We start from the raw sequence: 11628 nt of genomic DNA on the forward strand, positions 1-11628 counted from the left end.
CACATCCCGAGGAGCGCCGACCGCGATGGACTTCCGCATATTCGTCGAGCCGCAGCAGGGCGCCGACTACGACCGCCAGGCCGCCGTGGCCAGAGTCGCCGAGGAGCTCGGCTTCAGCGGCTTCTTCCGCTCGGACCACTACCTCGCCGTCGGCCCGGGTGACGGACTGCCCGGTCCCACCGACGCCTGGCTGACCCTCGCGGCGCTCGCGCGGGAGACCCGCACCATCCGCCTCGGCACCCTGATGTCCGCGGCCACCCTGCGCCTGCCCGGGCCGCTGTCGATCCAGGTCGCCCAGGTGGACCAGATGTCCGGGGGCCGGGTCGAGCTGGGCCTCGGCGCCGGGTGGTACGCGCGGGAGCACGAGGCCTACGGCGTGCCGTTCCCGGTCCGGCGCTTCGACCGTCTTGAGGAGCAACTGCGGGTGCTCACCGGAATCTGGGCCACTCCGCCGGGCAAGAGCTTCGACTTCGAGGGGGAGCACTACCGGCTCGCCGACTGCCCGGCGCTTCCCCGGCCGCGCCAGCGCCCGCACCCGCCGCTCATCGTGGGCGGCCGGGGAAGGCGGCGCACCCCGGAGCTGGCCGCCCGCTACGCCGACGAGTACAACATCGGCTTCGTCCGCCCGCAGGTCGCCCGTCGTCACTTCGATCTGGTGGACGACGCCTGTGCGGAGGCGGGCCGCAGCCCGTCGGAGCTGGTCCACTCGGCGGCGCTGGTCGTCTGCTGCGGCAGCACCGACGCCGAGGTCGCCGTCCGCGCCCGGCGGATGGAGCGGGGCATCGCCGAGCTACGGGCGACCGGGCTGACCGGCAGCCCGGCCGAAGTGGTCGACAAGATCGGCGCCTACCAGGAAGCGGGGGTCCAGCGCGTCTACCTGCAGCTGCTCGACCTCGACGACTTCGACCAGCTGGAACTGTTGTCCCATCAGGTCGTGCCGCAGGTACGTTGATCTGCGCGCCCGGACCGGATCGGGCCACCCCCGTCGCGCAGTAGGCCGAGCGCCTCCGCGGCGACCCCGGCCTGGAAGCGGCTGCCGGCGTCGAGGACGCCCATCAGGTCCGCGATGTGCCGACGGCAGGTCCGGACAGAGAGCCCCAGCCTGCGCGCCACCACCTCGTCCTTGGCCCCGAGGGCCAGCAGTCGCAGGATCGACCGCTTGACCTGGTCGGTCACCTGGGCAGGCTGGGGGTCGCCGGAGGTGAACGGGAGCGCCTGGTCCCAGACCCCGGCGAAGAGGCCGAGCAGCAGCTCCACCGTGAGCGGGTGCCGGACCACCACGGCGGCCGCGGCCTCGCCGGATTCCTGCTGCCCGGCTTCGGGCAGCAGCAGACAGCAGTTGCGGTCGAACACGGCCAGCCATACCGGCAGTTCGTCGGTGGTGCGGAACCGCGCGCCCACCGCGCCCAGCGTCTCCACCAGGCCCTCGGTGGGCAGATGGTAGCGGGAGCCGTGCTGGAACAGCGACCGGATGTCGACGCCCCTGGCCCGCGCGTCCAGCAGCGGTCCGACGCAGCGGCCCCACATCACCCCGCGGCTGCCGCTGTCCGGCTGCTGCAGCACCACGGAGTCCCGGCACTTGGCCAACTCGTCCTCGACCAGGGTCAGCAGCGCGCGCTCGTCGGCGACGACCTCGATGGTGCGGCGAGCTGCGGCCCCGGTCACCGAGTCGTGCACCGGCACCAGGGCTTGCAGTTGGGTGCGGAGCCGGTCCGCCTGGGCGGACCGGCGGCGGATCTCCGCCTCGATCGGCAGCACCAGCTTCGCCAGCGCCACACTTGGTTCGACAGCCCGCCAGCCGCTGCTCCGATCCGGCTTCGACTCGATCACCCGCAGTTCGGCCAGCCGTCGAAACACCAGGTCGGCCTGGTCCGGGGGCAGCCCGAAGGCGCCGCCGATCCCGTGGTCGGCCTCCAGCAGCGACCTGTAGGCCACCACGGCGAGGTCGTCGAGTTCGAGTTCCGGATTCTCCGTGTCGGTCATGGTTCCTCCGTCGTTCCGGACGTGGTCCTACGGACAGCGGACCGAATGTGGCACCGGCCGGAAACGGCGGACAAGGAGTCTGTCTCCTGTGGTCACGGCCCCGCCGATGGCCGGGACCACCCTGTACCCGCCCCGGCGGACGACAGGAAGCGCCAGGTCAGCGGCGTGCCGCCGCCCCGCCCTGCGGGACCGCCGCGCCCCCGCCCGCACTGCTGCCGACCCCCCTGGCGGATCCCCGCACGGCACAAACGCGACGTGCGGGGAGCGCTCTCGACGGCCGGGAGCGGGGCATTCTGACGGTATGCAGACCGTCGCCCCCATCGCCCAAACCCATCGGGGCAAGCGGGTCGCCCGACCAAGCCAGGGCACACTCCCGGCCGACCTCGGGCGGCGCTTCGCCTGGCTCGCCCCGACACAGGTATGGCCCGTCGCCCGCCACCTCCTCCCAGCCCCGGCCCCCCGTCCGCAGGGAGGCGGCACCCGCCGCCACGACGAGGAGGCCCTCTTCGCCGCGGTGGTCTTCATCCTGGTCAGCAACTCCCCATGGCGCGGCCTGCCGTCCGGCTTCGGCGTCTCCTGGCAGCACACCCACCGCTGCTTCCTCCACTGGACCGAAACCGGCGCCTGGGAACGCCTCGAGTCCGCCGCCCGTCAGGACCACCTCCCCCCGCAACTCCGCTTCTGGGCCCACACCATCGCCCACTGTGCGCAGACCCGCCGCGGCGCTCCACGGCCCTCGGACCGGGACGGCGCGGTGCCGGTAGTCGGAACCGGCAGGACCGCTGAACCGCGCGGGTCCGCTGTCGCTCGGCCCCAACTCCACCCGTCACGTGTGGGTGAACTCCAGTAGGTACCACGCCCCGGATCGGATCAGTCGAGACAGAACTCGTTGCCCTCGATGTCCTGCATCACGATGCAGGACTCGTTGTCCTCATCGGCAGGCAGTAGCCGCACGCGTACCGCGCCGATCGCGACCAGTCGTGCGCACTCGGCATCGAGTGTGGCGAGGCGCTCTTCACCCACGAGCCCGGTGCCGACGCGCACGTCAAGATGCAGCCGATTCTTGACGACCTTGCCTTCGGGAACCCGCTGGAAGAACAGTCGCGGGCCCACACCCGAGGGATCAACGCAGACGAACGCTGCAGCCTCTTGCTCAGGCGGCAGCGAGCGAGCGGAATCGTCCCACGTCGCAAACTCCTCCGGCGCCGGCGGTCCGACGTACCCCAACACCTCGCACCAGAAACGAGCAACGCGCTCAGGTTCTGCGCAGTCGAAGGTGACTTGGAACTGCCTGATCGACGCCACCGGGCCACCATTGCGGCGCGTGCGGTTCAGCCGGCAAAAAGCCAGTGGGCTGCACCGTCGATTCCGGCGATACTCGTCCGTGTGTTCCTGACGATCAGTACCAAAGGCAACGACCAGCGACCCGCCACCGACCTGGGCTTTCTGCTGCACAAGCACCCCGGGAAGGCCCAGTCGTTCAGCACGTCCCACGGCCTCGCGCACGTCTTCTACCCCGAGGCGAGCGACGAGCGCTGCACGGCCGCGCTGTTGCTGGAGGTGGACCCGATCGCGCTCGTGCGCCGGGGTCGGGGCAAGGGGCGCGGCGGTTCGCCGGACTTCGCCTTGGCGCAGTACGTCAACGATCGTCCGTACGCGGCGTCCTCGCTGCTCGCGGTCGCGATGAGCGCGGTCTTCAAGAGCGCCATGAACGGCGTCTGCAACGCCCGCCCCGAGCTGGCCGTCCAGCCGCTGCCGCTCACCGTCGAGCTGCCCGCCGTCCCGGCCAAGGGCGGTGTGGAACTGGTGCACCGGCTCTTCGAGCCGCTGGGGTGGCAGGTCGAGGCCGAGGCCATTCCACTGGACCTCAACTTCCCCGAGTGGGGTGATTCGCGCTACGTCGAACTGCGCCTCACCGGCACGCTCCGGCTGTCCGACGCGCTGAGCCAGCTCTACGTGCTGCTGCCGGTGCTCGACGACACCAAGCACTACTGGGTCGCGCCCGACGAGGTCGACAAGCTGCTCAACCGCGGTGAGGGCTGGCTGGCCGCGCACCCCGAGCAGCAGCTGATCACCCGTCGCTACCTCGCTCGCCGCTGGTCGCTCGCCCGCGCCGCCACCGAGCGGCTCGAGCTGGCCAGGCTGGCCGAGGCCGACGGCAGCGAGCTGGAGGAGATCGACAACGCCGTCCCTGCGGACAGCGGTCCCGAGGAGGAGGCGGAGGCGGAGGCGCCCAAGCCGACCCCCCTCGCGGTGCACCGCCGCGCCGCCATCATCGAGCGGCTGCACGCCGCCGGCGCCAAGCGCGTGCTGGACCTCGGCTGCGGAGAGGCGGCGCTCGTCGCCGAGCTGCTGAAGGACCGCGCCTTCACCGAGATCGTCGGCGTCGAGGTGTCCGCCCGCGCGCTCATGATCGCCGCGCGGCGGCTGCGGCTGGACCGGATGCCCGAGCGGCAGGCGCAGCGGCTCAAGCTGCTCCACGGCGCGCTCACCTACACCGACGCCCGGCTGACCGGCTACGACGCCGCCGTGCTCTCGGAGGTCATCGAGCACGTCGACCCGCCTCGGCTGCCCGCGCTGGAGTACGCGGTCTTCGGCGCGGCGCGCCCCGGCGTGGTCGTGGTGACCACGCCGAACGTCGAGTACAACGTGCGCTGGGAGTCGCTGCCCGCCGGGCACGTCCGGCACGCGGACCACCGCTTCGAGTGGGACCGGGCCGAGTTCCGGGCCTGGGCCGGGCAGGTAGCCGAGACCTACGGCTACACCGTCGAGTTCGGCCCCGTCGGCGACGAGGACCCCGAGGTCGGGCCGCCCACCCAGCTCGCGGCGTTCACGCTGGACACCGAGAGCAACGACACCACCGAGAAGAAGGGAGAGTGACCCCCATGACTGACGCCACCGATGTGACCGCCGCACCCGAGGCGACCACCCGCAAGGTGACGGTGCCCGACCTCTCCCTCGTGGTGCTCGTCGGCACCACAGGTTCCGGGAAGTCGAGCTTCGCCGCCCGGCACTTCCTGCCCACCGAAGTCCTCTCCTCCGACGCCTGCCGCGGGCTGGTCTCCGACGACCCCAACGACCAGTCCGCCACCGGCGACGCCTTCGACGTGCTGCACTACATCGCGGGCAAGCGCCTCGCCGCCGGGCGGCTGACCGTCGTGGACGCGACCAACGTGCAGCAGGAGGCGCGCCGCCGGCTCATCGAGCTGGCCCGCGCCCACGACGTGCTGCCCGTCGCGATCGTGCTGGACGTGCCGCAGCAGCTCTGCGCCGAGCGAAACTCCCGCAAGCCGGACCGGGCGCACTTCCCGCCGCACGTGCTGCAGCGCCAGCAGCGCGAACTGCGGCGCGGGCTGCACGGTAGTAGAGGGTCGAGCTTGGAGCGCGAGGGCTTCCGCAAGGTGCACGTGCTGCGCTCGGAGGCGGAGATCGACGCGGCCCTGATCGTCCTCGAGAAGCGCTACAACGACCTCAAGCACCTCACCGGCCCGTTCGACGTCATCGGCGACATCCACGGCTGCCGCTCCGAGCTGGTCACCCTGCTCGGCCGGCTCGGCTACCAGGTCACGTTCGACGCCGAGGGCCGCGCGGTCGACGCCGCGCACCCGGAGGGTCGCACCGCCGTCTTCGTCGGCGACCTGGTCGACCGCGGCCCGGACACGCCGGGAGTGCTGCGCCTGGTGATGGGCATGGTTGCGGCCGGGCACGCGCTCTGTGTCCCCGGCAACCACGAGAACAAGCTGGGCCGCGCCCTGGCCGGCCGCAAGGTGACGGTCAGCCACGGCCTGCAGGAGTCGCTGGACCAGCTGGCCGCCGAGCCGCCCGAGTTCGTCCAGCGGGTGCGTGACTTCATCGCCGGGCTGGTCAGCCACTACCTGCTGGACGACGGCCGGCTGGTGGTCTGCCACGCCGGTCTGCCGGAGAAGTACCACGGCCGCACCAGCGGCCGGGTGCGCTCGCATGCCCTCTACGGCGACACGACCGGCGAGACCGACGAGTACGGCCTCCCCGTCCGCTACCCGTGGGCGGAGGAGTACCGGGGCCGGGCACTGGTCGTCTACGGTCACACGCCGACGCCCGTCGCCAACTTCCTCAACAACACCATCTGCCTGGACACCGGCTGCGTCTTCGGCGGCAAGATGACCGCGCTGCGCTACCCGGAGCGCGAGCTCGTCGAGGTCGAGGCCGAGCAGGTCTGGTACGAGCCGGTCCGCCCGCTGATCACGGACGCGCCCGGCGGCCGCGATGGCCGTCCGCTCGCGCTTACGGACGTCGCGGGCAAGCGCATCATCGAGACGCGCCACCACGGCAGGGTCGCCGTCCGCGAGGAGAACGCGGCGGCGGCGCTGGAGGTGATGAGCCGCTTCGCGATCGACCCGCGACTGCTCGCCTACCTGCCGCCGACCATGTCGCCGGTGGCGACCTCGCAGCGCGAGGGCTATCTGGAGTACCCGGACCAGGCCTTCGCCGGCTACCGCGAGGACGGCGTGCGCCAGGTCGTGTGCGAGGAGAAGCACATGGGCTCGCGCGCGGTCGTGCTGGTCTGCCGCGACGCCGAGGGCTCGGCGGGGGAGAAGCGCTTCGGCGTGCCCACCGGCGGCCAGATCTGGACTCGCACCGGGCGTGCCTTTCTCGACGACGCCGAGCTGAACGAGGCCGTGCTGGCGCGGGTTCGGGCCGCAGCCGAGGCGGCCGGGCTCTTCGCCGAGCTGGAGAGCGACTGGCTGCTGCTCGACACCGAGCTGATGCCGTGGTCGCTCAAGGCGGTGGGGCTGCTGCGCCGCCAGTACGCGGCGGTCGGGGCCGCGTCCGGCGCGGCGCTGGGCGCGGCCCGGGCGGCGCTCGACGCGGCAGCGGCACTGGGCGCGGACGTGGCCGAGCTGGCGGAGCGTCAGGCGGAGCGCGCGGCGGACGCGTCCGCGTTCACCGAGGCCTACCGGCGCTACTGCTGGACGGTCGACGGCCTGGACGGCATCCGGCTCGCGCCCTTCCAGGTGCTGGCCGCCGAGGGCGCGAACCTGGCCGTGCGCCCGCACGACCAGCACCTCGCCTGGATCGACCGGCTGGTCGAGGCGGACGAGAGCGGCTTGCTGCACGGGACGCGCCGACTGGTCGTGGACACCGAGGACCCGGAGTCCTGCGCGGCGGGCGCGGCCTGGTGGGAGGAGCTGACCGCGCGCGGCGGCGAGGGCATGGTGGTCAAGCCGCTGGCCTCGCTGGTGCGCACGGAGAGCGGACGGCTGGTGCAGCCGGGCGTGAAGGTCCGCGGTCGCGAGTACCTGCGGATCATCTACAGCCCCGACTACACCCGCCCCGAGCACCTGACCAGGCTCCGCTCGCGCGCCCTCGGCCACAAGCGCTCGCTCGCGCTGCGCGAGTACGCGCTGGGCCTGACGGCGCTGGACCGCCTGGCCGAGGGCGAGCCGCTCTGGCGGGTGCACGAGGCGGTCTTCGCGGTCCTCTCGCTCGAGTCGGAGCCGGTCGATCCCCGGCTGTGACGCAGGTTCAGACGGTGCGCGTGAACTCCACGCGCACCGTCGGGGCGCTGCCGGGGGCGCCGTGGTAGACGCCCTTGTGCGGGGGGACGTCCCCGTACTCGCGGCCCCGGGCCACGACGACGTGGGACTCGCCGGTCCGGGTCCCGTTGGTCGGGTCGCAGCCGACCCAGTCACCGGCCCAGTACTCCACCCAGGCGTGGCTCTCCCCGGCGACCGGTTCGTGTGTCCGGGCCTCCGGGCGCGGGTGGAGGTAGCCGGAGACGTAGCGGGCCGGCAGGCCGGCCGCGCGGAGCAGGGCGGCGGCGATGTGCGCGAAGTCCTGGCAGACGCCTGCCCGCAGCGACCAGGCCCCGGCCGCCGTCGTCTGCACGCCGGTGCTGCCGGGCCGGTAGTCGAGCCGCCCGCGAATCAGGTCGACCACGGCGGTCGCCGCCTCGTGCGCGTCCAGGTCGCGTACCGCCTCGGCGGCCTCCGCCGCGGCCTCGGCGAGTTCGGCGTCCAGGGAGGTGCGCTGAGTGGGGATCAGATACTCGATCAGGCGTGAGCCCTGCACCTGCTCGGTCAGCTCCGCGCGTGGCGGCGGGACGGGGAGCGGCGGCGCGGGCGAGGTCTCGACCAGGCTGGTCGCGGTCACCATGAGCCGTGCGTGCGGATCCAGCAGGTCGAAGACGGTCACCTGGGCTCCCCAGTAGTCCCAGTAGCTCCAGGTCGGCGTGGCCGGGGAGACGGTGACGCGGGAGTCCAGCACGGTCTGGGTCGGCAGCGTCAGCGGGGTCATCCTGACCTCGTTGTAGGAGGACGCGGCCGAGCCCTGGTAGGCGACCTCGGTCTCGTGACGGATGCGGAGCCGGGTCGGGGTGGATGTGAGTGCGGTGGGGCTCATGCGCCCTCCAGTTCCCAGGTGAGCGGGCCGTCGAAGGGGAAGAAACGCTCGGCGACGGCTCGCGAGGCCTCGCCGCAGCTGCGCTGCAGGTCGATCAGGAGCGTCGGCAGGTCGATCGGTTCGCGGGCGTCGAGGTACTCGAGCCGGGTCCGCATCCGGCCGACCGGCAGCCGGAGCGGGTCAGGGCGGCCGACGGCGTCCTCGGTGCCGAGCGCCATCACGCACTCCTCGGCGGTGGTGAGTGCGTGCAGCACCGAACGCGGGAAGTCGCGGTCCAGCAGCAGGAACTCGGCCGCGCCGCCGCTGCCCTGGACAATGCCCGCGCGGGCGCGGAGAAAGGCCTCGTCCGCGCCGCTGGCGCTGAGCAGCGTCGGCCAGTCGGGTGCGTGGGCCGCGTCCAGGACGCGGACCGCGAGCAGCCGCGCGGTCATGTCGACTCGCTCCAGGCTGCGGCCGAGAACCACGAAGCGCCAGCCGTCGTCGCGGCTCATGGTCGAGTCGACCAGGCCCGAGAAGAGCGCCGCCCGACGGCGGACCAGGCCCAGATAGGCGTGCGGACCGGTGCGGCGCGCCGCCAACTGCTGTGCGGCGAGCTGGTGCCAGGTGGAGTTGAGGCACTCCCACATCTCCGTGGAGACCACCTCCCGCGCGCGCAGCGCGTTCTCGCGGGCCGCCCGCAACGCGCCGTCGATCGAGGTCAGCTCGCCCGAGTCGAAGGCCAGCCGGTCCAGCACCGCGTCCATGTCACAGGGCTGGCCGGGGTCGGGGACGACGCCGAGGATCGCGTGCAGCGACCGGCAGGCGGCGTCCTCGTCGCGCCAGGGGTCCTCCAGCAGCCGGTGCAGATACGCGTCGAGGATGCGTGCGGTGTCGTCGGCGCGCTCGACGTAGCGGCCCAGCCAGAACAGGGACTCGGCGATCCTGCTGAGCATGGTGTCGGCCGTCACTGCTGCTTTCCTCCTTGGTCGGACGAGGCGCTGGTAGCGGATCCCGATAGCCCCGGGCCGGGCTGCCTGGCCAGGCCGCGCAGCGGCGCATCGCCGGGGGCCGCCGGTGCGGGGACCAACGCAGGTGCGTCGGAGCGCGGGTGCGGCAGCACCCAGGTGTCCTTGGAGCCGCCGCCCTGGCTGGAGTTGACGACGAGATTGCCCTCGCCGAGCGCGACCCTGGTCAGTCCGCCGGGCAGCAGCCAGACGTCGGAACCGTCGTTGACGGCGAAGGGCCGCAGGTCGATGTGGCGCGGCGCGAGCGTCTCGTCGGCCAGGGTGGGCGAGGTGGACAGGGCCACCGGCCGCTGCGCGATCCAGCCACGCGGGTCGGCGCGGACCTGCGCCGCCAGCCGCGTCAGGGTCGTCCGGTCGGCCTGCGGGCCGATGACGATGCCCTGACCGCCCGCGCCGTCCACCGGCTTGAGCACGAGCCTGTCGAGTTGGTCCAGCACCGCCTCCAACTGGCCTGGCTCGGCGGGTCGGTAGGACTCGACGTTGGGCAGCAGCGGCTCCTCGCCGAGGTAGTAGCGGATCAGCGAGGGGACGTAGGTGTAGAGCAGCTTGTCGTCGGCGATGCCGTTGCCGACCGCGTTGGCCAGCGTCACCCGACCCGCCTGGGCGGCGTTCATCAGCCCGGGGCAGCCGATCAGCGAGTCGGGACGGAAGTGCATCGGGTCCAGGAATTCGTCGTCCAGCCGGCGGTAGACGACGTGCACGGGCTGGTACCCGCGCGTGGTGCGCATCCGGACCTGGTTGCCGGAGCAGCTCAGGTCCCTCCCCTCGACGAGCTGTACGCCCATCAGCCGCGCCAGCAGCGCGTGTTCGAAGTACGCGGCGTTGTGCACGCCGGGGGTGAGCACGACGACGACCGGATCGCTCACCCCCTCGGGCGCGGCCGCGCGCAGGGCGGCGAGCAGCCGGGCCGGGTAGCCGTCGACGGGCTGGACCGGCTGCTCGGCGAAGAGGGAGGGGAAGACGCGGGTCATCGCGCGCCGGTTCTCGATCACGTAGGAGACGCCGGACGGCACCCTGACGTTGTCCTCCAGGACCCGGAACTGCCCCTCCTCGTCCCGGACCAGGTCGATTCCGGCGACGTGGATGCGCACCCCGCCCGGCGGTTCGATCCCGTGCGCGGCCCGGTGGTAGTGGGGTGAGGAGTAGAGCAGCTTGTAGGGGACGACGCCGTCCTCGAACACTTTGCAGGGCCCGTAGGCGTCGGCCAGGTACGCCTCCAGGGCGCGTACCCGCTGCCCGACACCGCGGGCGAGCCGGTCCCACTCGGCGGCGTCGATGATCCTGGGCACGAGGTCGAGCGGGAAGGGTCGTTCCTCGCCCGCGAAGGAGTAGGTCACCCCGCGATCGGTGAAGGCCCGAGCCATCTGCTCGGTCCGAAAGCAGAGATCGGCGGAGTCCAGTGGCTGAAGAGCTGCGAAGACCGCGGCGTAGGCGGGTCGGACCCGGCCCGGTGCCTCGAACATCTCGTCCCACGCGTCCGCCGGCGTGTAGCTGTCGAATATGTCCGCCATGCGACGACGGTAGGGACGGTTCGTTTCGCGACGGTGTCGGCGGCGCTTCCGTTCTGCGCACGGATATTCGATCGGGCATTGTCGGGGCCCCGACCTACGATGAGCTGGACGGTCGAACGAAAGAGGCACACGCGATGAGCTACCGGATCCACCCCATCCAGCCCGAGGACTGGCGGCAGACGCGTGACATCCGGCTGCGGATGACCAAGGACACCCCGCTCGCCTACCTGGAGACCCACGAGACCGCTCTCGCCCAGGGCGAGGACGAGTGGCGCTTCCGCGCCGCCCGCAACTCCCGTCCCGGCAACACCGGTTACGCGGCGGTGCTGGAGGGGACGGGCGAGTGGGTCGGCTGCATGCATGCCTACGTGCCGGTGGCCGACCCCGGCGCGGCGCCCGACCGGGCCTGGCTGGTCGGCGTCTGGGTCGACCCGAGCCACCGCGGTGCGGCGGCCGGGGTCACGGACACGCTGCTCGATGCGTGCGTCAGCTGGGCGCGGGACGTGGCGGGCGTGCCGGAGCTCTACCTGGAGGTGCACGAGGACAACGCGCGCGCCATCCGGTACTACGAGCGCCGCGGCTTCGTCCGCACGGGCGGCACCCGGCCGTACCCGTTGGACAGGTCGGCGAACGAGCTGGAGATGAAGCTGACGCTGCGCGCCGCATAGGGCTGCATAATCATTCGTAGCCTCGTATATGCTTCCCGCGTAGTACTCGTCCTCAGTCGACCCGTCGCTCGTACGCATACG

General features: G+C 72.3%; 10 protein-coding genes. 5 read left to right on the forward strand and 5 right to left on the reverse strand.

Going from position 1 to position 11628, the window contains the following annotated elements:
* Positions 1 to 25 precede the first annotated feature (25 nt).
* Positions 26 to 952, forward strand: a complete 927-nt coding sequence (locus ABIA32_RS14500; protein ID WP_370094869.1) for a TIGR03560 family F420-dependent LLM class oxidoreductase — start codon at positions 26 to 28, stop codon at positions 950 to 952.
* On the opposite strand, the gene ABIA32_RS14505 is transcribed toward ABIA32_RS14500, so the two are convergent.
* Positions 928 to 1983: a hypothetical protein gene (locus ABIA32_RS14505; RefSeq protein ID WP_370094871.1), complete on the reverse strand. Its 1056-nt coding sequence runs from the start codon at positions 1981 to 1983 to the stop codon at positions 928 to 930. The genes ABIA32_RS14500 and ABIA32_RS14505 overlap by 25 nt on opposite strands.
* Before the next feature lie 301 nt (positions 1984 to 2284).
* Here ABIA32_RS14505 and ABIA32_RS14510 point away from each other — a divergent pair, with 301 nt between their 5' ends.
* Positions 2285 to 2833 carry a transposase gene (locus ABIA32_RS14510; RefSeq protein WP_370094873.1) on the forward strand — a complete coding sequence of 183 codons (549 nt, stop codon included), beginning with the start codon at positions 2285 to 2287 and terminating at the stop codon, positions 2831 to 2833.
* A 20-nt stretch (positions 2834 to 2853) separates the two neighbouring features.
* On the opposite strand, the gene ABIA32_RS14515 is transcribed toward ABIA32_RS14510, so the two are convergent.
* The gene (locus ABIA32_RS14515) at positions 2854 to 3288 is read right to left on the reverse strand and encodes a VOC family protein (RefSeq protein WP_370094875.1); all 435 of its coding nucleotides are present in this window, start codon (positions 3286 to 3288) and stop codon (positions 2854 to 2856) included.
* 81 nt (positions 3289 to 3369) lie between these two features.
* Here ABIA32_RS14515 and ABIA32_RS14520 point away from each other — a divergent pair, with 81 nt between their 5' ends.
* Both ABIA32_RS14520 and ABIA32_RS14525 read left to right on the forward strand, forming a co-directional pair.
* Positions 3370 to 4863 carry a 3' terminal RNA ribose 2'-O-methyltransferase Hen1 gene (locus tag ABIA32_RS14520; protein ID WP_370094877.1) on the forward strand — a complete coding sequence of 498 codons (1494 nt, stop codon included), beginning with the start codon at positions 3370 to 3372 and terminating at the stop codon, positions 4861 to 4863.
* Positions 4864 to 4868: 5 nt separating this feature from the next.
* Complete coding sequence (locus ABIA32_RS14525; RefSeq protein ID WP_370094879.1) at positions 4869 to 7481, forward strand: polynucleotide kinase-phosphatase; 2613 nt, start codon at positions 4869 to 4871, stop codon at positions 7479 to 7481.
* 7 nt (positions 7482 to 7488) lie between these two features.
* On the opposite strand, the gene ABIA32_RS14530 is transcribed toward ABIA32_RS14525, so the two are convergent.
* Genes ABIA32_RS14530 through ABIA32_RS14540 form a run of 3 tightly spaced genes read right to left on the reverse strand, consistent with a single transcriptional unit; the run spans position 7489 to position 10879 of the window.
* The gene (locus ABIA32_RS14530; RefSeq protein WP_370094881.1) at positions 7489 to 8364 is read right to left on the reverse strand and encodes a transglutaminase domain-containing protein; all 876 of its coding nucleotides are present in this window, start codon (positions 8362 to 8364) and stop codon (positions 7489 to 7491) included.
* Complete coding sequence (locus tag ABIA32_RS14535) at positions 8361 to 9296, reverse strand: alpha-E domain-containing protein (RefSeq protein WP_370095144.1); 936 nt, start codon at positions 9294 to 9296, stop codon at positions 8361 to 8363. Before ABIA32_RS14535 ends, ABIA32_RS14530 begins: the two co-directional genes overlap by 4 nt.
* A gap of 11 nt (positions 9297 to 9307) precedes the next feature.
* Complete coding sequence (locus ABIA32_RS14540) at positions 9308 to 10879, reverse strand: circularly permuted type 2 ATP-grasp protein (protein ID WP_370094883.1); 1572 nt, start codon at positions 10877 to 10879, stop codon at positions 9308 to 9310.
* Positions 10880 to 11013: 134 nt separating this feature from the next.
* Between ABIA32_RS14540 and ABIA32_RS14545 the strand changes: the two genes are divergently transcribed.
* Complete coding sequence (locus ABIA32_RS14545; RefSeq protein WP_370094885.1) at positions 11014 to 11547, forward strand: GNAT family N-acetyltransferase; 534 nt, start codon at positions 11014 to 11016, stop codon at positions 11545 to 11547.
* Positions 11548 to 11628: the final 81 nt, after the last annotated feature.

It is taken from the genome of Streptacidiphilus sp. MAP12-20, assembly GCF_041262525.1.
Classification (GTDB): Bacteria; Actinomycetota; Actinomycetes; order Streptomycetales; family Streptomycetaceae; genus Streptacidiphilus.